General features: G+C 35.6%; 21 protein-coding genes and 1 riboswitch. Of the genes, 18 read left to right on the top strand and 3 right to left on the bottom strand.

Annotated elements, in window-relative coordinates; all coding sequences use genetic code 11:
* Window positions 1-15 precede the first annotated feature (15 nt).
* Window positions 16-2,592 (bottom strand): bifunctional lysylphosphatidylglycerol flippase/synthetase MprF, encoded by a 2,577-nt coding sequence (gene mprF / locus ACVWNY_RS07805; RefSeq protein ID WP_218325040.1) that lies wholly within the window; start codon window positions 2,590-2,592, stop codon window positions 16-18.
* Window position 2,593: 1 nt separating this feature from the next.
* The gene (locus ACVWNY_RS07800; RefSeq protein ID WP_218325041.1) at window positions 2,594-3,322 is read right to left on the bottom strand and encodes an alpha/beta fold hydrolase; all 729 of its coding nucleotides are present in this window, start codon (window positions 3,320-3,322) and stop codon (window positions 2,594-2,596) included.
* Window positions 3,323-3,513: 191 nt separating this feature from the next.
* On the opposite strand from ACVWNY_RS07800, the gene ACVWNY_RS07795 reads away from it, so the two are divergent.
* The 12 genes from ACVWNY_RS07795 to ACVWNY_RS07740 all read left to right on the top strand — a co-directional run bounded on the left by ACVWNY_RS07795 (window position 3,514) and on the right by ACVWNY_RS07740 (window position 14,787).
* The gene (locus ACVWNY_RS07795) at window positions 3,514-4,143 is read left to right on the top strand and encodes a lysozyme family protein (protein ID WP_218325042.1); all 630 of its coding nucleotides are present in this window, start codon (window positions 3,514-3,516) and stop codon (window positions 4,141-4,143) included.
* Between the two features lie 134 nt (window positions 4,144-4,277).
* Window positions 4,278-6,089, top strand: coding sequence for a DNA primase (gene dnaG / locus ACVWNY_RS07790; protein WP_218325043.1), 1,812 nt, complete (start codon window positions 4,278-4,280; stop codon window positions 6,087-6,089).
* A 20-nt stretch (window positions 6,090-6,109) separates the two neighbouring features.
* On the top strand, window positions 6,110-7,219 hold the full coding sequence (rpoD, locus tag ACVWNY_RS07785; protein ID WP_218325044.1) for an RNA polymerase sigma factor RpoD: 1,110 nt from the start codon (window positions 6,110-6,112) through the stop codon (window positions 7,217-7,219).
* Window positions 7,220-7,370: 151 nt separating this feature from the next.
* Window positions 7,371-8,966 carry a cell division site-positioning protein MapZ family protein gene (locus ACVWNY_RS07780; RefSeq protein WP_218325045.1) on the top strand — a complete coding sequence of 532 codons (1,596 nt, stop codon included), beginning with the start codon at window positions 7,371-7,373 and terminating at the stop codon, window positions 8,964-8,966.
* A gap of 87 nt (window positions 8,967-9,053) precedes the next feature.
* The gene (locus ACVWNY_RS07775; RefSeq protein ID WP_218325046.1) at window positions 9,054-9,911 is read left to right on the top strand and encodes a CvfB family protein; all 858 of its coding nucleotides are present in this window, start codon (window positions 9,054-9,056) and stop codon (window positions 9,909-9,911) included.
* Between the two features lie 109 nt (window positions 9,912-10,020).
* Entirely contained in the window at window positions 10,021-10,473 is a 453-nt protein-coding gene (fur, locus tag ACVWNY_RS07770) for a ferric iron uptake transcriptional regulator (RefSeq protein WP_218325047.1), read from the top strand.
* A gap of 94 nt (window positions 10,474-10,567) precedes the next feature.
* Window positions 10,568-11,458 (top strand): site-specific tyrosine recombinase XerD, encoded by an 891-nt coding sequence (gene xerD / locus ACVWNY_RS07765; RefSeq protein WP_218325048.1) that lies wholly within the window; start codon window positions 10,568-10,570, stop codon window positions 11,456-11,458.
* Between the two features lie 13 nt (window positions 11,459-11,471).
* Window positions 11,472-11,852, top strand: a complete 381-nt coding sequence (locus ACVWNY_RS07760; protein ID WP_218325049.1) for a GNAT family N-acetyltransferase — start codon at window positions 11,472-11,474, stop codon at window positions 11,850-11,852.
* Window positions 11,845-12,594: a segregation/condensation protein A gene (locus tag ACVWNY_RS07755; protein WP_218325050.1), complete on the top strand. Its 750-nt coding sequence runs from the start codon at window positions 11,845-11,847 to the stop codon at window positions 12,592-12,594. The genes ACVWNY_RS07760 and ACVWNY_RS07755 overlap by 8 nt, the downstream gene beginning before the upstream one ends.
* Window positions 12,587-13,168, top strand: a complete 582-nt coding sequence (gene scpB / locus ACVWNY_RS07750) for an SMC-Scp complex subunit ScpB (RefSeq protein WP_218325051.1) — start codon at window positions 12,587-12,589, stop codon at window positions 13,166-13,168. Before ACVWNY_RS07755 ends, scpB begins: the two co-directional genes overlap by 8 nt.
* The gene (locus tag ACVWNY_RS07745; RefSeq protein ID WP_218325052.1) at window positions 13,169-13,885 is read left to right on the top strand and encodes a pseudouridine synthase; all 717 of its coding nucleotides are present in this window, start codon (window positions 13,169-13,171) and stop codon (window positions 13,883-13,885) included.
* A gap of 66 nt (window positions 13,886-13,951) precedes the next feature.
* A riboswitch (FMN riboswitch) is annotated at window positions 13,952-14,072 on the top strand.
* A gap of 118 nt (window positions 14,073-14,190) precedes the next feature.
* Entirely contained in the window at window positions 14,191-14,787 is a 597-nt protein-coding gene (locus tag ACVWNY_RS07740; protein ID WP_218325053.1) for an ECF transporter S component, read from the top strand.
* 43 nt (window positions 14,788-14,830) lie between these two features.
* Here the strand turns inward: ACVWNY_RS07740 and ACVWNY_RS07735 are convergent, their stop codons facing one another.
* Window positions 14,831-15,043, bottom strand: a complete 213-nt coding sequence (locus ACVWNY_RS07735) for a ferredoxin (protein ID WP_218325054.1) — start codon at window positions 15,041-15,043, stop codon at window positions 14,831-14,833.
* Between the two features lie 23 nt (window positions 15,044-15,066).
* Between ACVWNY_RS07735 and ACVWNY_RS07730 the strand changes: the two genes are divergently transcribed.
* The 6 genes from ACVWNY_RS07730 (at window position 15,067) to der (ending at window position 21,703) form a co-directional block, all read left to right on the top strand.
* Window positions 15,067-16,065: a helix-turn-helix domain-containing protein gene (locus ACVWNY_RS07730; RefSeq protein ID WP_218325055.1), complete on the top strand. Its 999-nt coding sequence runs from the start codon at window positions 15,067-15,069 to the stop codon at window positions 16,063-16,065.
* Complete coding sequence (locus ACVWNY_RS07725) at window positions 16,056-17,447, top strand: RecQ family ATP-dependent DNA helicase (RefSeq protein WP_218325056.1); 1,392 nt, start codon at window positions 16,056-16,058, stop codon at window positions 17,445-17,447. Before ACVWNY_RS07730 ends, ACVWNY_RS07725 begins: the two co-directional genes overlap by 10 nt.
* Before the next feature lie 66 nt (window positions 17,448-17,513).
* Window positions 17,514-18,149 carry an SAG1386/EF1546 family surface-associated protein gene (locus ACVWNY_RS07720; protein ID WP_218325057.1) on the top strand — a complete coding sequence of 212 codons (636 nt, stop codon included), beginning with the start codon at window positions 17,514-17,516 and terminating at the stop codon, window positions 18,147-18,149.
* Window positions 18,150-18,234: 85 nt separating this feature from the next.
* On the top strand, window positions 18,235-18,906 hold the full coding sequence (gene cmk, locus ACVWNY_RS07715) for a (d)CMP kinase (protein WP_218325058.1): 672 nt from the start codon (window positions 18,235-18,237) through the stop codon (window positions 18,904-18,906).
* Between the two features lie 142 nt (window positions 18,907-19,048).
* The gene (rpsA, locus tag ACVWNY_RS07710; protein WP_218325059.1) at window positions 19,049-20,275 is read left to right on the top strand and encodes a 30S ribosomal protein S1; all 1,227 of its coding nucleotides are present in this window, start codon (window positions 19,049-19,051) and stop codon (window positions 20,273-20,275) included.
* A 117-nt stretch (window positions 20,276-20,392) separates the two neighbouring features.
* Entirely contained in the window at window positions 20,393-21,703 is a 1,311-nt protein-coding gene (gene der, locus ACVWNY_RS07705; RefSeq protein WP_218325060.1) for a ribosome biogenesis GTPase Der, read from the top strand.
* Window positions 21,704-21,772: the final 69 nt, after the last annotated feature.

Below are 21,772 nucleotides of genomic sequence, written 5' to 3'. Positions count from 1 at the left end.
ATGACGCAGTAAGTTTTAAAACTTATTGCGCCATTTTCTTTTATTTGAATGTGCATCATTTAAAACAGGTGCATTGTCAGTAATCAATAGGGCAGCCATAACATAGCCGATCCAGCTATCTCGTGGATAAAGAACATAAGCCGCAGACCACTTGGTAGCATATTTATCTTTGTATTCTTTTAAGCCGCCAAAAGAATAAAAACGAGAACCAAAATTATAGACTAGGTAGGCAATTCGTTCTTGAGTAAAACTTTTTCGAGAAGTGCCCACATTAGCTAAAGGAGCCATTCCCAAATCAAAATATTGGATACCTTGTTCTTGAAAATATTGGAACAAATTAATAAATAGAAAGTCCATTGTTCCCCCAGGAGCTTTTGTCGGACTATGCCGCATAAGGTCAATGGTTGCTAGTTGGTTATCTGTATAGGTTGGCATAAAATTAGCAAATGCAACAATCTCTTGATTTTCATTTCTGATTACCCCAATTGGTGCACGTTGTAAATAATCTTCTGAGAAAAAGCCGAGAGAATAGCCTTTTTCTTTACGACCATTTAACCACTCATCAGAGATATCCTTTAATTGTTGGATTATTTCTTTTGAAAATGGTGGTTGAATGACTTCAAAGATAAAGCCTTGTTTTACTATTTTGTTGAAACTGGCTCTTTGACCCTTCATTTTTTTTCCGCTTAGAGTAAAGTCTGGTAAGTAAACATGGGCTTTTTCGCCAAACTTGATAAAATCATACCCAACTTCATGTAACAACATCACCATGTCTTCGCTATTTTCATAAAAAACAGGTTGATAATTGAAACGATCAGCAATTTCAATAAATTCTTCGGTCGCTTTTTCAAAGTCGTCCTTTTTACCTGAAGGATCTCCCATGACTAAAAGCTTATTGTTAAAGCACGACATTTGGAAAAAGACAGTATCTTCTTCGCCATTATTGTAAATATAGACCTGTTTATCCTTTAAAAAGACCAATTGACTATCAGCATTTCCACCATAATTTGCTAAAATAGTCTCAATCTTTTGTGCATCTAAGTCTTCGCCAATCTTCACTTTTTTCCCTTTTAAATAGCGCACAAAGAATAATACAATCAGTGATACGACTAAGATGGCAATAAAGCCAACTCCCCAAATCCTTTCACTAGGAAATAAGAAAAATTCTGGCAAATGGTGGCGATGATGGATGTGAGGACTATTATAAACGCCAATAACAATATACAAAATAGCTAATCCACCAAAGATAAGTCCATCAATTGTTAGCCATTCCCAACTATAAACCAATTGCTCTCGATACAATTCGTTTTTAGAGAAAATAACGAAAAATAGTAAAAACAAAAGAAAAATCCCTGTTGACAATTGGAAGCCAGCAAAAAATGCATAGATGAAAGTCAAAAGAATTAAAAGAATTGTTGGCCAATAAGCTCGTTTGACTCTGGCTTGAATGCCACGACCAGCAATAATTAATAAATAACCTAGCAATATTGCTGGAAAAACAACGATGACTCTTGATTGAATCGGGTTAAGATGATTAAACCAGCTAAACCTGAAAAAGAATTCTGGAATTGTTGCTGATAAAACCATCATGATGCCAGTCAGATATAGGAGAAATACTTCAACTTTATGAAAGATTTCTTTCAATAAATTGATAGGAATGTCATTGTAGCGTTGATTAATTGTTGTATTGAAATTTTTAATAAAGAGAGTAACCCCAATAATAAATGGCACAATATAATAAAAAAGTCTAAACAATAACAACCATGCGACAACAGTTTCACGATTAATATTTAGAGCGGATAAGCCAATAATCATCATTAAATCAAAACTACCTAATTCGCCTGGAATCATTGAGGCAATCCCAATTACGGTAGCAGCGATGAATAATGGAATGACCTCACGAATTTCAAATGAGAGCCCCATTAATAATCCAGTAGCAATAAAACTAATTAAAACAAAAGACCATTCTAAGACAGAAGTTAAGATTAATTGGAAACGATGACGGTGAGACAAGTCACCTAAGTATTCACCTTTACCAAATAAGCTTAAGCAAAAAACAATCGGGAAGTATAAACCGCCGGCAATTAACCAAACCCAATACTGACTTAAATAACTATTTGATTCGTCAAAAAAAACTAGGAAAAAGGAAAGAAGGGCATATAATGAAAGCCCTGACATGGTAAAGATTAATATTTTGGATAAAGCTTGAACAACTTTTTTTCCAGTATTTTGTTTTCCATAAAATTCTGAGCGGAGGCCAGCACTGATAAAACCACCAAACCCAGCTAAATTATTCAAAGTATTCACTAGCCAGCTAGTTTCTAGGAGATAAGTTTTTTTTGGTTTTTGACCTAAGAGTTGATTCAAAATAACGTCATAGCCTAACATTGGAAGAATTGCTATCAAACCTATTAAAGCCATTAATAAAATATTAATCGGCGGGATATTTGAAAAAATATCCTTTAATTGATGAAACGAAATAGTCTTAGCAATATTCGATAATTCGTAGAAAACAATCACTATTACAGATATTAAAAAGATTGTTTTTATTTTTTTGGCGTTTCGTTTAAACCAATCAATCAGTTTTTCCATTTTAAGACCTCGTACTTTCTAGAAGAAAGCGTAATACTTCTTCATTAAATCGTTTTGGATTTCTTCTGGCAAACATGTGACCTTGACCTTTAACTAGTGCAAAGCTAGCATTGGGAATGGTACGGGCTAAATACATTGAGTGACTCGTTTTGATAACATCATGTTTTCCAACTATAACTAACGTTGGTGCCGTAATTTCTGCTAGATCTTGACTATTTAAACCAACATCATGAAACAGTAATTTCAAAATAGGTAAAAAATTCCGCATCCCTTTATCAAAGAAGGAACCTATCCAAACAATAGCATATTGTAAATAACTTGCTAGATGAGGCATCAAGCGAACACCGCTGACCAATGTGTTTCCCGCATTTAATACTAAATGGTCACAATGATCCGGATAAAGATGGGCAAAAACCATCGCTAAATTTGCACCATCACTAAAGCCCAACAAGTCAGCTTTTTCAATTTTTTCTTGTTTCATAATTGCCAATAGATCATCTGCCATTAATTGAAAACTCGTTACTTTTTTTGTATTTGTTGACCGTCCATGGCCACGACTATCAACCACAAATACAGTGAAGTACTGACTAAAATTTTCTAATTGTTTTGAGAAATATTTCCCACTCCCACCATTTCCATGAAGTAAGAACAAGGCACTACCACTACCATATTTTTCGTAATATATTTCTGAACCGTCTGCTACAACCACTGTTTTATTTTCCACTTTCACATCATCACCTACTATTACATTAGTATAACGATTTCTATGTTTACAATGCAATTAAAAAGAGAGGACCTTACAATAATTAAAGATTGAATAATAATAGTTTAAAGAAATATAAAACTGTCGAAGTTTACTTTTTAATCTCCGTAGCTTCTTGTACTATGGAAGTCATAAGAAATTTAGTTGGATGGTTATCAATGAGAAAAATTAAAAATTTTTTTAAGGGATTCGTTATTTTCATATTAATGGGCGTTTTAATAGTTGCAGGAATTCTATTTTATCGCACGTTTCAATTTACAAAAACAGTTAATGCCTATCGCTCAGAAGTTAGTGAAATTGCTGCAGATGAAGGTATTGAAGAATACACCGATACGATATTAGGTATTATGTATACTGAATCAAAAGGTCGTGGGACAGATTTAATGCAGAGCTCTGAGAGTGCTTATGGAACTACTGGGCAAATATCTAGCCAAGAAGAAAGCTTGAAACAAGGTGTTAGTCATTTTGCTGAAAGTTTGAAATTAGCGGAGGCTGCCGGTTGTGATTTATCTACTGCTATTCAAGCCTATAATTTTGGTTTTAAATACATCGATTACGTCAAAGAAAATGGTGGTGAAAATACTGTTAGTTTGGCTGAAAATTATTCGCGGGATGTGTTATCACCAGGTATGGGTAATACAGATCAGTCTCAGTATCGCTACATGAAAATTCAGTCCTTGATGTATAATGGTGGTTATTTGTATCGTAACGGTGGCAATATGTTTTATGCTGAAATCGTTGAGATGAACCGTAAGATTCTAGATTTTTTTGCTCCAATGCAAAAGTAAGCGTAATGCTTGAAATTTTTTTGGAATCTGATAAAATGATAAATGTATATTTGTGTCTTTGAGTCGCGCTGATTAGTTTTTGAATTAGGGCGATTTTTGTGGCTGTTATTCTTTTAAAGATAGGGGTGATGGGTATGGCACAGAGAATTCCTCAGGAAGTAATTGATGATGTTAGGGAAAAAACCAATATTGTCGAAGTAATTGGTCAATATGTTCAGTTGAAAAAATCTGGAAAAAATTATTCTGGATTGTGTCCTTTTCATGAAGAAAAGACCCCTTCATTTTCAGTAGCAGAAGACAAACAGATCTTTCATTGCTTTGGATGTGGAAAAGGCGGAAATGTCTTTACTTTTTTACAGGAGATTGAAGGAATTAGTTTTCCTGAATCGGTTCAAAAAGTTGCTGAAATGGAACAAATTCCGTTACAATTAAATATCAACCCACAGACAGAAGTGGTCGAAAATTCAGATCAAAAAAAATTAATTACGCTTCATGAAAAAGCTCGTGATCTTTACAATCATATGTTAATAAACACAGCAGTCGGTGAGGCAGCATTAGATTATTTGCAGCAACGAGGATTAGATGATTCAATCATTGAAGAATTTAAGTTAGGCTTTGCGCCAAATCAACGGGATTTTTTAGTGCAGATTAGTCGTCGTGAAGGTTTTTCTGATGACATTATGGAACGCAGTGGTTTATTTATTCGGCGAGAGGATGGTAGTTTTGTTGATCGTTTTTACCAGAGGGTCATGTTTCCTTTAAATGATTTTCGTGGGAAGACAATCGGCTTTTCAGGACGGTTGCTAAAAACAGCAGAATATCCTGGTGAGGATCAGCCAAAATACCTGAATTCCCCTGAAACTGAGTTATTTAACAAGCGAGTCGTGCTTTTTAATTTTGATAAAGCTCGGAATGAGATTCGTAAACAAGGCGAAGCAATCTTGTTTGAAGGTTTTATGGATGTGATTGCTGCTTGGCGAGCTGGCATTAAAACGGGGTTAGCTTCAATGGGTACAAGTTTGACCGAACAACAAATGGCGGCGATTGAACGAATCACAAATCAGGTAATCATTGCTTATGATGGTGATTCGCCTGGAATGGCGGCAACCGAACGAGCCATCACTAGTTTTAGTAATCACTCTCGAATAAATGTTTCTGCTGTTACCATTCCAGAACAATTAGATCCAGATGAATATTTAAAAAAATATGGTGCTGAAGCATTACAAAATTTATTTCAGCATGGCCGGCAAACACCTTTTGTTTTTAAGATGAATTATTACAAAAAAGACTTGAACTTAGATAATGAAAATGATCTGTTGACTTATTTAAACGAGTTGATGCAGGATTTAGCAAAAGTTCAGTCACCGGTTGAGCAGGATTTATATTTAAGTCAATTAGCAGATAATTTTCAGTTATCAAAAGATAGCTTGAAACAACAACTACAATTGGCAAGAAACCAGGTGCGTAATGAACGGCGTCAAACCAATGTACAAAGTGCACCACAAGTAGCAGTTCAGCAGCTATCTCAAACAGAAAAGGCTGAACGAATGTTAATTTATCGTAGTATGAATGAGCCGATGGTGAGAGAAGAACTAATCGCTGGCGGATTTCAATTTGTACACGATCAATATCAGGAATTGCTTCTTTATATCGATAGTTATATGATAGTTCATGGGAATTTTATTTTAGCGGATTTCTTGAATTATTTAAAGGATGATGGGATGAAGCAATTGATCGTCGACATCTCCATAATACCTATGTCACAAGATAGTAATGAACGGGAAATTTCTGATTTGAAAAAAGTTATTGCGCTGACTGGCCTAGCTGAAGAAATCAAAAAACGACAATTAGAGCAGCTTGAAGCCAGAAAAACCGGCAATCAACAAAAAGAATTGGAATTAACGGTTCAAATTATTGAACTGACTAAGCGCTTGAAACAAGCCTAGAAGTGAAAGGGGCATTTTGTATGGCAAACAAAACAGAAAACAAAGAGTATCAAAAAAGATTACAAGCCTTTATTAAGGAAAAGAAACCATTGGGACAAGTGGTTTATGATGAATTAACCAACAAAATGGCGACACCTTATGCTTTGAACGCTGAAGAAATGGATATATTGATCCAAAAAGTGGAAGATGCTGGGATTAGTGTCGTTGATGAAAACGGCGAACCTTCTAAAGCCAGCTTGAAAACACAAGAAAAAACAGCTGAAAAAGCAAAAAATGAAGATTTATCTGCACCAACAGGTGTAAAAATTAATGACCCCGTTCGTATGTATTTAAAAGAGATTGGTCGTGTTTCATTATTAACAGCTCAAGAAGAAGTTGAGTTAGCATTATTAATTGAACAAGGTGACCAAGAAGCTAAACAAAAATTAGCCGAAGCCAACTTACGTTTAGTGGTAAGTATTGCCAAACGTTATGTCGGTCGGGGCATGCAATTTCTTGATTTAATTCAAGAAGGGAATATGGGCTTAATGAAGGCCGTTGAAAAATTTGATTACCGTAAAGGATTTAAATTCTCAACTTATGCTACTTGGTGGATTCGTCAAGCAATTACACGTGCGATTGCTGACCAAGCAAGAACGATACGAATTCCAGTGCATATGGTCGAAACCATTAATAAATTAATCCGAGTACAACGTCAATTACTTCAAGATTTAGGTCGCGAACCGACACCAGAAGAAATTGGAGCGGAAATGGATTTACCAACTGAAAAAGTTCGTGAAATTCTAAAAATTGCGCAAGAGCCAGTATCTTTGGAAACACCGATTGGTGAAGAAGATGATTCACACTTAGGTGATTTTATTGAAGACCAGGAGGCTACTAGTCCGGCTGAACATGCAGCATCTGAAATGTTAAAAGAACAATTAGAAGATGTGTTAGACACCTTAACTGATCGTGAAGAAAATGTTTTGCGATTGCGTTTTGGTTTAGATGACGGCAGAACTCGTACGCTAGAAGAAGTAGGTCGGGTATTCGGTGTAACAAGAGAACGGATTCGACAAATTGAGGCAAAAGCTTTAAGAAAATTACGTCATCCATCTCGTTCAAAACAATTAAAAGATTTCTTAGAATAAAAGATCAAAAATGGAGCATGGATATTACTATCTGTTGCTTCATTTTTTTTATTCAAATATTAAATTTATAGAAATCTAGCAAAACATCTTTTACCTTGGTAGAGGATATGATAAATTTAACAGTAAGAATGAAAAAAAGGAGCAGATTTCATTGCATAAATGTCCCAATTGCGGTTTTGAACCCGTTGATGGCAGAGCTATTTGTCCAAACTGTGGTTTTGAGTTAACCGCCAAAAATGATAGAGCGAAAAAAAATGATGAAATTGAGTGGTCAGAGTTAGCATCTATGCCGATTGATTCGGTTAAGGAAATGTTTAGTGCTACAAACGATGAATCACCTGAAGATAACGAAGGTTCTCAAGATGAATTAAAAATTGTCGAAAAGAAAGCGGAACATTTACCTGAAACGGAAGCATCTTTTGACAGAACCAATCCAATTTTGGAACAATATATCCGAGAACATAAAGAAGAATCGGAAAAGTTAAAAGAAAAGTCAAGTGCTGAAGAAAAGGCCGAAGCTGAAAGAAAAGCACTAATTGAAGCTGAGCAAGCCAAAGTTATCGCAGCAGAGCAGGCCAAGGCAGCAGCGGACGAAACTCGTTCGTTGGAGAGTCATAAAGAAAGCAATCAAGAACCACCTAAAAAAGGAAAAAAAGGTCGCAACATTGCGATAGCTGCAGTTATTTTAGTAGCACTATTAGGTGGAGGTGGTTATTACTACTCTTACCAACAGGATCAAGCGGCAGAAGAAGCCGCAGCAGAGAAAGCCGCTGCTGATAAAAAAACTAATCAAGCAATTGACGAAATTGAAGCAGAAATAACTGATTTTTATACTAATAGTAAGCAAGTCTTCCTAAAAGTGGATAAAGTCGATACTAACACAGCTAAAATTGCAGAAGAGATTAATCAATATAAAAAGAATGACCGTTATAAAGAATTAAAAAATAGTTATGATACTTTAACAGCAAAACAAAAAGATGTTCAAGCAGTTAACAATCTATTTACATCTACGGCAATTAACGGTGACATCTTAGCGAGCGATTTAAAATTAAAAGCAGCAGAAGATGTTACTTTAACTGTTGATACAAAAGATAACCAATTTAACGATTTGTTAAATGAAGCAATTAATCAAGCAAAAACACAGTATGATCAAATTATTGATTTGAGGAATTCTGTAAGTACTCTTATTACTAATGGTACAGTTGCTAGTACAGCTACTCGATCGACTTATAATGCAACAATGCAAAAAGCTGGAACTGTTCCAAATCAAGAACTCATCACAGATCAAGTTAATCAATTGGCAGAAGTAAACCAAACTTTAACCGAATGGGAAACTGCTGCCAGTGAATCAGCAAGTCGTGCTGAGAAAGAGGAAGAAACTACTTCAAGTAGTGAATCTTCAACAAGTTCACCCTCATATAGTATGAGCGGTAATAATCAACCTATTATGTCAACAAACCAAAGTCAAGTTGCAGATTCTGGTAATAGTGCTTGGTCTTGGAATAGTGGTGTGCGCGAAAAATTCTTGCAAACAGTAATTGATCGTGGTTATGTTACTGAGGGTGGTTATTCACTTGTGCCAGTTCAAATTCAAGGTGGCGAAGGATATTACAACTTATTTGCAACTAACAATCAATCCGATTTAACTAAAGGATATACGTCCGCTGATTTACCAATGTATGTTGTAACTGTTAATTGTAAAACTGGTTGGTTTAAGGGAAATGGCGGCGGCGGAAGCAGAAGCTAAAATAGTAAAAATGAATTGAAAAGAGCTGTAACATCAGTGAAGTTTCACTTGTGTTGCAGTTCCTTTCGTTTGAAAAGGAGAAAATAAATGAACGATTTATTAGGTCAAGTCTTTACTGGCTTGATTACAGACGAAAATGAAGAAGCTTATTTTGTGCAAAAAAATGGTGTCACTTTTCAATTAGCGAAAACAGAAGGAGAGCACAAGATTGGTGATCCAGTAGAGGGATTTGCTTATGTGAATCAAAAAAAACAGGGGGCTTTTACAACAGAAATTCCAGCTATTAAAAATGGGCAATATGGTTTTGCTGAAGTGATTGGTGTGCGTAAAGACTTGGGTGTATTCGTTAATATCGGTTTGCCTGATAAGGACGTAGTTGTTTCATTAGATGAATTACCGACTATGAAAGAATTATGGCCCAAAAAAGGTGATCGTCTGATGATTACTTTACGTGTCGATGATAAGGATCGTATGTGGGGAACTTTAGCTGATGAGAATGTATTTCATGCAATGGCTCGTAAAGGCACTGCTGAAATGAAAAATAAAGATGTAAAAGGAACAGTATATCGATTAAAAGTTGCTGGAACATTTTTAATTACGGATGATTTATATTTAGGTTTCATCCATCCATCTGAACGATATAATGAACCTCGTCTTGGTGAAGTCATCGAAGGACGTGTAGTTGGCTTGGCTGCTCATGATAATATGTTAAATATATCTCTTAAGCCTCGTAGTCATGAAATGATTGACGGTGATGCGGGGATGTTGTTAGCAATGCTAGAACGAAGCGAAAATAAAATGTTGCCTTATGGAGACAAATCAGGTCCTGATGAAATTAAAGCGGGATTTGGTATCAGTAAAGGACAATTTAAACGAGCAATTGGCGCTTTATTAAAAGCTAAAAAAATTGAACAACGAGATAATCAAATTTACTTAAAAAACTAATTGAGAATAGCTTGTGTTAATGAAGAATATAAATTATACTTATTCTAAACTAATCACGAAAACCAAATATTTTGTTTATAATGATTATAAATTAGCAGGGAGGTTCTCAATGAATACCGTTTTAGCTCTACAAAAAACAAAAAAACAACTCCATGATTCAGGATTTAAATTAACTCCCCAAAGAGAATCTGTTGTGATTGTCTTGTTAGAAAATGAAAAAGATCATTTGTCAGCTGAAGAAATTTATTTTCTAGTTAAGAAGAAAAGCCCTGAAATTGGTTTAGCAACAGTTTATCGGACTTTGGAAATATTGACTGATTTGCATATTGTTAATAAGGTCAGTTTTGATGATGGTTTGGCTCGTTATGATCTGAGAAAAGAAGGGGCCGCGCATTTTCATCACCATTTACTTTGTTTGGAATGTGGAAACATCGAAGAAATAGAAGAGGACTTGCTGGGAGAAGTTGAACAAGTAGTCGAGTCACGGTATCATTTTATCGTGAAGGATCACCGGTTGACTTTTCACGGTATTTGCTCGGATTGTCAAAATAAAAAACAATAAATAGTTTTTTGATTAGAAAAGCTTGAGTCCCTTAGTTGATACGTGTATCATTTTAAGGGACTTTTTGGTATGATAAAGCGAAAGTGGTGAAACGATGGAAGAACAAATCATTGAATATTTACATTATTTGACGATCGAACGAGGCCTTTCTGCCAATACTAAAAGCAGTTATCAAAGAGATTTAAAACAGTATTTAGCCTTTTTGAATGAGGCTGGTATTTCCGATTGGCAAGCTGTCGATCGTTATACAGTAGTGGCTTTTTTAGCACATTTAAATCAACTGAATAAAGCATCGGCGACTGTTACTCGCATGATTTCTAGTTTACGTCGGTTTCATCAATACTTACGGCAAGAACGATTTACTGATCATGATCCTATGCAGCATATTGAAAGTCCTAAAAAAACTCAAAAATTACCTCAAACACTTTCCTTGCAAGAAGTTGAAAAACTGATTGCTACGCCTGATACAACAACAACTTTAGGTATTAGAGACCGGGCGATTCTAGAAGTGATGTACGCAACAGGATTGCGGGTGAGTGAATTGATTGGCTTGAAAATGGGCGATATCCATTTAGAGATGGGACTTTTACAAACCTTGGGTAAAGGAGATAAAGAAAGGATTGTTCCGTTGGGAGATTATGCGATTCATTGGATTGAGCGATATTTAGCGGAATCCAGACCTTTATTAACGAAAAAAAGACCCCAAGAGAATCATTTGTTTGTCAATAATCATGGCAGTGGATTGAGCCGACAAGGTATTTGGAAAAACCTGAAAGTTTGGGTTCTAAAAGCCGGAATTATAAAAGATGTCACGCCCCATACTTTACGACATAGTTTTGCGACTCATTTGTTAGAAAATGGTGCTGATTTAAGAACTGTTCAAGAATTATTAGGTCATTCGGATATTTCGACAACTCAGATTTACACACATATCACAAAACGACGAATGACAGAAGTTTATAAGGAGCATTTTCCTAGGGCTTAATAAAGGAGTTTATATGATTACTAGGTATCGAAAAAACCAAAGAAAAATTGCGATGGGACTTTTAAGCTTCCATCAAAATTTAAAAGAGCAACAGCATCTTTTAAAAGAATTAGATACTTATGAAGAAGATAATAATTACCAATTATTTTGTTACTATCATGAAGGTGAATCTGCTAATGTTCAAGGACTAATCGGGATTAGCATTGAGAACGATAATGAAATCGTTTTGCAAGATATTAGTTTAAATCCGTCTTATCGTGGTGAACGCATTGGTTTTCAAATGTTAGATGAATTACAATTTTTATTTTCTGGTCAAAAAATCTTAGCAACAAAGACTACGGCCGATTTCTTAAGTCATTGGCATGAAAGTAAAAAGGAAGCAACAAATGAGTGAAATTAGTTTAAAATTAGATGTTTTTGAAGGTCCTTTGGATTTACTTTTACATTTAATTCAGCAGTTAGAAATTGATATTTATGATATTCCAATTACTCAAGTAACTGAACAATATATGGATTTTATTCACACAATGAAAACTTTGGAATTAGAAGTTGCCGGAGAATACATCGTGATGGCTGCGACATTAATGTCCATTAAAAGCCAAATGTTATTGCCGAAAGTAGAAGTTTCTTTAGGTGAAGATGATCTCTATGAAGAAGATCCGCGAGAGGCTTTGGTACAACAGTTATTAGAATATCGAAAATATAAATACGCGGCGAATTTATTGTCTGAAAAGGCAAGTGAACGCGGTCAATATTTTTCTAAAGAACCAATGGATTTATCAGATTACAAGGAAAATAATACCTTACTACCGGCAAATCAAGTCAATACGATTGATTTGTTTTTAGCGATGCATGATGTTTTGCAAAGAAAAAAATTAAACCGCCCACAAGATTCTGTTGTTAGTGGTGAAACCATCACAATTGAGGAGAAAGTAAATCAAATTCGTTTTAAGTTAGATGAATTAAACTCGGATGAAGGGCTTCCTTTGGAGAACTTTTTTCAAAACTATACAAAAGATGAAATGGTGACGACTTTTATGGCGTTATTGGAATTGATGAAAAATGGGCAAGCAACGGCAAAACAAATTAAAAATTACGATCCAATTTTAGTCTACAAAGGAGTTTCAGATGAATAAATTAAGTCAAGTTGAAGCTTTGCTTTTTGTTGTTGGTCAAGAAGGTATTGGCTTAGATGAGCTTTCATACAATTTAAAAATATCAACGGCTGAAACCTATCAGCTGATTGAATCGTTAACAGCAGCATATCAAGCAGATCCGAATCGAGCATTAACTGTTTTGGAGGTGGGCAGTCATTTTGTGTTAACCACCAAAAAAGAATGTGCGCCATTGTTAAAAACTTTTGCACGTTCTCCATTAGTGAACAAATTGAGCCAAGCAGCTTTAGAAACTTTATCTATTATTGCATACAAACAACCAATCAGTCGTGTACAGATTGATGAAATGCGAGGGGTTCAATCTAGTGGAGCAGTTCAAACTTTGGTATCAAGGCATTTAATTGAAGAAAAAGGTCGTGTGGAAGGGCCTGGTCGAGCGATTTTATATGGTACAAATGAGCGTTTTATGGATTATTTCGGTTTAAAAGATTTAAGTGAATTGCCAGATGTTGAAAAAATGGAGGATGATTTATCTTCCGAAGAAGAAGTTCCACTGGATTTGTTTTTTGACCGGTTAAAAGAGGAGAATATATAGATGGAAAGATTACAAAAAGTAATTGCACACGCGGGAATTGCTTCTCGTAGAAAAGCCGAGGAAATTATTTCCAATGGCAGAGTTAAGGTCAATGGAGAAGTTATTACCGAGTTAGGCACAAAGGTTGGTAAAAAAGATGTGGTAGAAGTTGATGGTGTACCCATCTACCAAGAAGAACCGGTTTATTATTTATTTTACAAACCGCGCGGCGTGATTTCTGCTGTCACAGATGATAAAAATCGTCGAGTAGTCACTGATTTTTTCCCAGAAGTGACTGAAAGAATTTATCCAGTGGGTCGTTTAGATTATGATACATCAGGAATTTTAATTTTAACCAATGATGGGGATTTTTCACAAAAATTAGCCCATCCTAAACATCAAATCGATAAAGTATATGTAGCAAAAGTTAAAGGTATAGCTGATCAAAAGAATCTATATCCTTTGACAAAAGGAATTGTGTTGGAAGGCAAAAAAACAGCACCCGCACGTTACGATATTATTTCAAGTGATAAAAAATCTGAGACGAGTATCGTAGAGCTGACTATTCATGAAGGGCGTAATCATCAAGTGAAAAATATGTTACAAGCTGTTGGTCTACCTGTTCAAAAGCTAAAACGTGAAAAATATGGTGAACTTACATTAAAAGGTTTAAAACCAGGTGAGTATCGTCGCTTAAACGCAAAAGAAATCAAAAATTTGTTGCATCAAGCAAAATAAAAACTTTTTACTTGTATTTTGTTAGTGTTGTGCTATATTTGTATTGTAAATAAAAATAATTTTAAGGTTCGTCTTCAGGGGCAGGGTGAAAATCCCGACCGGTGGTAATAGTCCACGAACTGCGTTTACGCAGCCGAATCGGTGTAAATCCGATACCGACAGTACAGTCTGGATAAAGAAGATAGGGCTTATTTGAGTGTGAAATTCAAGTAACTCTATGCTTTTTTCTGAAGCATAGAGTTTTTTTGTACTTTCAAATTCGAGTGGTTCGTTGAAGATGATTCCTGAATCTTGGAGGATGTCAAATGAAGAACTTAAAGTTACAAAAGATGACAGCAGTAGCAGTAGCAGGAGCAATGGGATTGATTTTGCAATTTATCGCTTTTCCCTTAATTCCAATTTTCCCCTTTTTAAAGTTGGATTTTAGTGATATTCCTATTTTAATTAATATGTTCTTATTTGGACCAATTACTGGGATTGCGACAGCGTTAATCAGATCGTTGCTGCATTTAACTATGACTGGCTTTTCCTTTGATAATATGATTGGAGATTTTGCTAGTTTCTTTGCCACTACTATTTATACGTTACCAATTTTTGCATTATATAATAAAAATAAATTTAGTCGAAAATTTTCTGGTTTAGCTTTAGGGATTTTGGCGATGACTTTATTCATGAGCGTGGCTAACTATTTTGTTATCACACCACTTTATTTAAAAGCATTTGGCTTATCAGCTGGACAAATGTTAGGTATGAGTTTAGGTCGTTACGTATTGGTGGGTATTGTGCCATTTAATATTTTAAAAGGTATCATTGTCAGCAGCGCTTTTGTAATACTTCATGCGAAACTATTACCATGGTTAAGTAAGAAGAGTTTTAGTAGCCATTCCCATCACTCTATTTAAATAAAAGGACTAGCCATGATATTTTGGCTAGTCCATTTTTGTGTTATAGTGAATCGTAAGAAATCGCGTAAGCTGGGCATCTTTTTGCTGCTAGCCGAACGTCTTTTTGCGATTTTTCAGGAATAAATTGTTGTCGGGCTTTTTCTTCACCAGAAAAAATGATGATTCCATCATCACGATAGTCAAAAACTTCTGGTGCAATCGTTTGACAGAGTCCGCAAGCAATGCAGCGCTCTGGAAATATTTCTGCTTTCATTTTTCACCTCAAGGAGTATCTATATGACTTTGTTTATTTTAACGTTATTTCGTTCAGGCCACAAGTTAAGAGTATCTAGCATTTATCATTTATTGACTGGGAAAAGAACTAGTTCGGTCCTTATTTTCGGGTACTTTCATCAAATTTTAGTTTTTTTAGGTAGTTTGCCTTCACTAGAGAAAGCGGTATTTAATCAAGTAATCAAAAAATTATTGCAACTTAATTATATTGAAATGAATGATGAGTTTGGAAAAATAACTGATCTAGGACAGCAAGCTTTAACTGAAGTAGTCCAATTAAAACAGTTGACACAATTAGATGGTTTTAGATTTGGGCGGATGCGAATAGAGATGTGGCGGCTCATATTATTTGCGGTTCAAGTTATTAGCTTTATCAGTGTTCGTCAAAAAAAATATACGCCAATTGAACAAAGACCCGAAGCAGTCTATCAGTTAAAAAAATGGCTGAAAAATGCAGACAGTAATTTAATCGGACTATTGCTGGCTGAACTAGAGAAAATCTTTTCACAAATGCCCCAGAACCAAGCTGATTTTCTAGCGAATCAATTAAGTGGCTATCATCAGGATGGGAAAGTAGCTTTTCAGCTATTAGCTGAGGAGTGGCAAAGTGAACCATGGAATGTACTTTTCCAACAACAATGTATTGATTCTTTTCTTGAAAAAGTAATTCCAAATAGCCAGATTGATTTATTAATAAGTGATTTTTCACAACAAAATTGCAATCAAAGTATGTTGCAAACTAGAGATTTATTTTTAGCTGATTTGAATGAAACTGAAATCTTACAACAAAGAAGTATTAAAACTGGAACCTATTATGATCATATTATCGAGTGGGCAATTAGTGATGAAAATTTTCCATTCGAAAAATTTACTTTACTTGATTTTAAAGAGTCTAAAAATTTCGAGGAAGTAATTGATTTAAGTTATAAAAATTATCAGGAGAATTATTTGAATTTTCGTTTATCGCAAATAAAAAATTTGAGGGATTGCCAATGGAATTAAAAAAGGCTCTAGAACAGTATTTTGGTTATTCTGAGTTTCGTCCAGGACAAGCTGAGATTATTTCGACTGTTTTAAAAGGGGAACCGGTCTTAGGTATGTTGCCGACTGGTACAGGGAAATCTCTATGTTATCAATTAGCCGGTTATTTATTACCTGGGACAGTAATTATTATTTCGCCCTTGATTTCATTAATGGAAGATCAAGTCAATCAGTTACAGCAACTTGGAGAAAAACGCGTGATCGCTTTGAATAGTGTTCTTTCTTACAGTGAAAAAGATTATGTCCTTAAAAATATGAAAAAGTATAAGTTCATTTTTATGAGTCCTGAGATGTTTTTACAAGAAAAAATAATGGCACAACTAAAAACAAGTAATATTTCACTCGTAGTGGTCGATGAAGCCCACTGCATTTCACAATGGGGGATTGACTTTCGACCAGAATATCTAAAGCTGTCTGCAGGAATTCATCAATTACCCCAACCGCGAATCATGGCTTTAACAGCAACAGCGACCCCAAATGTACGAGAAGATATCAAACACTTATTGTTTCATCATCAAGTAAAAAGTTTTGTTTATTCAGTTGATCGCCCTAATATTAGTTATTTTGTGTTTCAAGCAGAGAAAAAAACTAAATTGAGAGAGCTACTGGAAACTTTGTCTGGTACGGGAATTGTTTATTGTGCTACTCGTAAACAAGTAGAATCACTATACCAGCTTTTTAGAAATGATTTTCCTGTTGCCTTTTACCATGGTGGTTTAAGCGGACAAGAAAGACGGGTCTTGCAGCAACAGTTTCAGCAAGATGAATTGAAAGTTTTATTTGCCACCAATGCTTTTGGGATGGGGATCAACAAGAATAATATTAGGTATGTGATTCATTATGATTTACCTGATTCACCAGAGAACTATCTACAAGAAATCGGTCGCGCTGGTCGTGATGGGCATCATGCACAAGCTATTTTACTATATGAAAATAATGATGAAAAAATTCACTACTTTCTCCAGGATCAAATTAATGACGTACGTAAACTATATGAAATGAAACAACAAAATCCCGAATTGCTCATTGAACTACCTCTGATTAAAAAATGGGAAACATATTTTCCTGACCAAAGCGATCAAATTATTTCATTATTGGAAAAACGCCAACAAGTAAAAAGACAGCAAATCCGCTTTATGTTGGCTTATGTTCAACAGACTGAGTGTCGCAGAAAATTTCTGACAAATTACTTTGCCGAAAAGTTAGAAAAGATTCCTAAGACTTGTTGTGACAATCATGGTGCCACTTTAACAACTGTAGAAAATAATCTGCAAGAAAAAGTCCAACCACAATCATGGCAAGAAATCTTAGAAAAAATTTTTAAAAATCCCTTGAAAATTTGAAAAAAACGCCATTCTTTTTGAAGCTATGATATAATATTGAACGATATTAAAGAGGAGGTACAAAGCGTGAGTAGAAAAGACCGTTACAATCAAACAGAAAGCAACGAGCCTTGGGATCAACATATATATGAGTCTGAGGAAAGTCAGACTGCAACGAACCGAGTTTCCCGGAGTGAAGCAAGAAGAAACAGTGAAGGAAATAAAGATAATAAAAATGGTGGAGGCAATACTAAATTTTTAACTATTTTAGTTATTTTGTTAGTGGCTCTGATTACCATTCCGGCAGCTGCCTATTTTTTTATAACTAGAGATGGAGGAAATACTGCTGCAAGCTCGTCATCAAGCAGCATTACCGCTTCGTCTACATCAAGTACGGAAGAATCAAGTACAGAAGAATCAAGCGATGATGACACTTCTGCCTCGTCAGAAGCAGAGCAACAACAAGCGGCTGCTTCACAGGCTGCGGCGTCATCCGAAGCAGCTGCATCACAATCAGTAGCTGGTCAACAGTCGCAATATGTTTCACCAGCAGGTGAGGGAGCAAATACGACAACTGTTCAAGCAGGTGAAGGCTTGCAACAAATAGCTAATCGAACAGGTGTAGATATTAGTACAATCGCAGCTTTAAATGGGATTACCATTCAAGGGGATTCATTCTATCCACCAATTAATCCAGGTCAACAAATTGTGATTAGCCAATAATAGTTAAATCTGAATGATGGAGTTGTGGTATGAGTTTTTTGGAACTCGTGTCACAACTCCCTATTTATTGAAGGGAAGTTTAAAAATGAAAAAAATTTCAATTGCGATTGATGGTCCAGCTTCATCAGGAAAAAGTACAGTAGCAAAAATACTAGCGAAGGATTATCAATTCATTTACGTTGATACCGGTGCAATGTATCGAGCGGTAACCTATTTAGCAATGATCAATCAAGTCGCTTTTTCGGATGAAAAAAAGATTGTTGGATTGATTGAAGAATATCCGATTCGCTTTGAACAAGTACCTGGTGGTCAACGTGTTTTTGTAAATCAAAGTGATATTACTGAAGAAATTCGATCACAAGCGGTAACCCAAGCTGTTTCAGAAGTGGCTGCGCATCAATTGGTTCGAGAAAAACTAGTTGAAATTCAGCAAAAACTCGGAGAAACTGGCGGCGTTGTGATGGATGGCAGAGACATTGGGACTACGGTTCTTCCAAATGCAGAAGTAAAGATTTTTCTTATAGCTAGTGTGGAAGAACGTGCCCAAAGACGGTATATTGAAAATCAGGCGAAAGGCTTTTCAGCTAGCTTTGAAGAATTAAAAGAAGCAATTTCAAAACGGGATTATTTAGATTCTCATCGCGAAGTGTCACCTTTGGTGCAGGCTGAGGATGCTATTTTGGTAGATACAACAGGTATGTCGATTGAACAAGTAGTGAAACGCATCAAAGAAATTGTAATAGCAAAGGGCTTTTAAATAAAATTTTGTCGTAAGTAAAATCATTTTTTACAAATTTTAAGAAAAAAAGAGAAATCGCTTTATTTTTCCCTGTAGATAAATTAAAATGGTAATTGTAGTCTATTCATATATTGAATTGTTGGTTAGGAGGACATATGTCATGGCAGATTTAGAACAAAATCCATTAGATAACGAAAATGTATCAATGGAAGCAGCAATGGAAAGTGTACATGAAGTAAAAGTCGGCGATATCGTGAGAGGCGAAGTGCTTGCTTTGGAAGACAAACAAGTCGTTGTCGGTATCGAAGGAGCAGGAGTTGAAGGTGTAGTTCCTGCAAAAGAGCTTTCTACTTTACCAGTAGAAGATATTTCACAAGAAGTAAAAGTCGGTGATGTCTTAGACTTGGTAGTCATTTCTTCTATCGGAAAAGATAAAGAAAATGGCAGCTATCTACTTTCTAAACGTCGCTTAGATGCGAAAAAAGTTTGGGAAGACATCGAAAAAGATTTCCAAGCTGGAAAAATAATCGAAGCACCTGTTACAAATAGTGTTAAAGGTGGTTTGGTAGTTGACGTAGGTGTCCGTGGATTCGTACCAGCATCAATGATTGACGATCATTTTGTAGACGATTTTTCCGCATATATCGGTCAAACCTTGGCCTTTAAAATTATTGAAATTGAACCATCAGAAAACCGCTTGATTTTATCACATAAGGCAGTAGTTGAAGCAGAAAAAGCTGAGAAGAAAAAAGAAATCTTAGCGACTTTATATGATGGTCAAGTAATCAAAGGTCAAGTAGCTCGTTTAACGGACTTTGGTGCATTTGTTGACTTAGGCGGCATTGACGGATTGGTTCACGTATCAGAAATTTCTCATAGCCATGTTGGTAAACCTTCAGATGTTTTATCAGTCGGTGATGAAGTGGAAGTTTTGGTACTTTCTGTCGATCCTGAAAAAGAACGGATTTCATTATCAATTAAAGCAAACTTGCCTGGACCTTGGACAGACATTGACGAAAAAGCAGCACCTGGAACTGTTTTAGAAGGAACTGTTAAACGTTTGACTAGTTTTGGTGCTTTTGTGGAAATTTTCCCAGGAGTTGAAGGATTGGTTCATATCTCTCAAATCTCTCACAAGCACATTGCCACTCCTCATGAAGTATTACATGAAGGTGATAAAGTTCAAGTGAAGGTTTTAGAAGTAAATCCGGATGAACACCGAGTAGCACTATCAATCAAAGCATTACAAGAAAAACCTGAAGAGTTAAAAGAAGAAGTTGTTGAAACTGATGACTACGAAATGCCTGAAGAAAGTTCTGGTTTTACATTGGGTGATGTTTTAGGTGATGCTTTAGCTGAAAGTGAAGCTAACGAAGACAAAGAGTAAAAAAGGCTTAAGGACGTACAATTATGTGCGTCTTTTTTTGTGGTTTTTTCATCTCTTTCTTGCTATAAAGTGATTTCTTCGTTAAACTAAGGAGAATTTTAAAAAAGGAGCAAAAACATGTCAAATCCTATTATAGCCATCGTTGGACGACCCAATGTTGGTAAATCTACATTATTCAATCGTATTGCAGGAGAAAGAATTTCAATTGTCGAAGATACTCCCGGTGTTACTAGGGATCGCATTTATGCGAAAGGTGATTGGTTAGATCATGAGTTTTCAATTATTGATACTGGTGGTATTGATCTAGGTGATGAACCATTTATGGAACAAATTAAACACCAAGCACAAATAGCAATTGATGAAGCTGATGTCATTTTATTTATTGCTAGTGGCCGTGAAGGTGTGACTGACGCTGACGAAGCAGTCGCTAAAATCTTATATCGTAGTAACAAACCGGTTATTTTGGTAGTCAATAAAGTAGACAATCCAGAGATGCGTAGTGACATTTATGAGTTTTATGCACTAGGATTGGGAGAGCCTTTCCCGGTTTCTGGGAGTCATGGCTTAGGTCTAGGTGATGTTTTAGATGAAGCGGTCAAACACTTCCCAGATGATAGTGAAAATGAGGAAGATGAGAGTATTAAGTTTAGTCTAATTGGACGACCTAATGTTGGTAAGTCTTCTTTGATTAATGCGATCTTAGGGGAAGACCGTGTTATTGTGTCAGAGATTGAAGGAACAACGCGGGATGCTATTGATACTAAATTTATTGGCGAAAATGGTCAAGAATTTACCATGATAGATACAGCAGGCATGCGTAAACGTGGTAAAGTTTATGAGAACACTGAAAAATATAGTGTGATGCGGGCTATGCGCGCAATTGATCGCTCAGATGTTGTCTTAGTCGTTATTAACGGTGACGAAGGAATTCGTGAACAAGATAAACGGATTGCTGGATATGCTCATGAGGCTGGTCGTGGAGTTATTTTAGTTGTAAATAAATGGGATTTAGTTGAAAAAGATACTAATACCATGAAGGATTTTGAAGCAGAGATTCGTGATGAGTTTGCTTATTTAGATTATGCGCCGATTATTTTTGTCTCAGCTTTGACGAAGCAACGTTTAAATAAACTTCCTGATTTGATTGAAACAGTCAGCATGAATCAGAACCTGAGAATTTCCTCTTCTATCTTAAATGATGTTATTATGGATGCTGTTGCGATTAACCCGACACCAACTGATAAAGGAAAACGTCTGAAGATTTTTTATGCGACTCAAGTGGCTGTTAAACCACCGACTTTTGTTGTCTTTGTCAATGAAGAAGAATTGATGCATTTCTCTTACGCGCGCTTTTTAGAAAATCAAATTAGAAAAGCTTTTGATTTTGAAGGTACACCGATTCGAATCATCGCTAGACGGCGGAAATAAGCCATTTTACCATAAGTTATTCTGTAGGACAAATATTTTTATCAATGTTTACCATATCTAGGAATTTTT

The organism is Enterococcus sp. JNUCC 77 (assembly GCF_054819945.1).
The sequence above is the reverse complement of the archived record's forward strand: the minus strand, read 5'-3'. Positions and strand labels throughout refer to the sequence as shown.

Excerpts from the sequence above, each read along its gene's own strand:
- rpoD (WP_218325044.1), top strand. The coding sequence starts at position 6,110 with ATGGCAAACAAAACAGAAAACAAAGAGTATCAAAAAAGATTACAAGCC.
- ACVWNY_RS07745 (WP_218325052.1), top strand. The coding sequence starts at position 13,169 with ATGGAAAGATTACAAAAAGTAATTGCACACGCGGGAATTGCTTCTCGT.
- dnaG (WP_218325043.1), top strand. The coding sequence starts at position 4,278 with ATGGCACAGAGAATTCCTCAGGAAGTAATTGATGATGTTAGGGAAAAA.
- xerD (WP_218325048.1), top strand. The coding sequence starts at position 10,568 with ATGGAAGAACAAATCATTGAATATTTACATTATTTGACGATCGAACGA.
- ACVWNY_RS07755 (WP_218325050.1), top strand. The coding sequence starts at position 11,845 with ATGAGTGAAATTAGTTTAAAATTAGATGTTTTTGAAGGTCCTTTGGAT.
- ACVWNY_RS07730 (WP_218325055.1), top strand. The coding sequence starts at position 15,067 with ATGACTTTGTTTATTTTAACGTTATTTCGTTCAGGCCACAAGTTAAGA.
- ACVWNY_RS07795 (WP_218325042.1), top strand. The coding sequence starts at position 3,514 with ATGAGAAAAATTAAAAATTTTTTTAAGGGATTCGTTATTTTCATATTA.
- cmk (WP_218325058.1), top strand. The coding sequence starts at position 18,235 with ATGAAAAAAATTTCAATTGCGATTGATGGTCCAGCTTCATCAGGAAAA.
- mprF (WP_218325040.1), bottom strand. The coding sequence starts at position 2,592 with ATGGAAAAACTGATTGATTGGTTTAAACGAAACGCCAAAAAAATAAAA.
- ACVWNY_RS07775 (WP_218325046.1), top strand. The coding sequence starts at position 9,054 with ATGAACGATTTATTAGGTCAAGTCTTTACTGGCTTGATTACAGACGAA.
- ACVWNY_RS07760 (WP_218325049.1), top strand. The coding sequence starts at position 11,472 with ATGATTACTAGGTATCGAAAAAACCAAAGAAAAATTGCGATGGGACTT.
- rpsA (WP_218325059.1), top strand. The coding sequence starts at position 19,049 with ATGGCAGATTTAGAACAAAATCCATTAGATAACGAAAATGTATCAATG.
- ACVWNY_RS07740 (WP_218325053.1), top strand. The coding sequence starts at position 14,191 with ATGAAGAACTTAAAGTTACAAAAGATGACAGCAGTAGCAGTAGCAGGA.
- der (WP_218325060.1), top strand. The coding sequence starts at position 20,393 with ATGTCAAATCCTATTATAGCCATCGTTGGACGACCCAATGTTGGTAAA.
- ACVWNY_RS07725 (WP_218325056.1), top strand. The coding sequence starts at position 16,056 with ATGGAATTAAAAAAGGCTCTAGAACAGTATTTTGGTTATTCTGAGTTT.
- ACVWNY_RS07735 (WP_218325054.1), bottom strand. The coding sequence starts at position 15,043 with ATGAAAGCAGAAATATTTCCAGAGCGCTGCATTGCTTGCGGACTCTGT.
- fur (WP_218325047.1), top strand. The coding sequence starts at position 10,021 with ATGAATACCGTTTTAGCTCTACAAAAAACAAAAAAACAACTCCATGAT.
- scpB (WP_218325051.1), top strand. The coding sequence starts at position 12,587 with ATGAATAAATTAAGTCAAGTTGAAGCTTTGCTTTTTGTTGTTGGTCAA.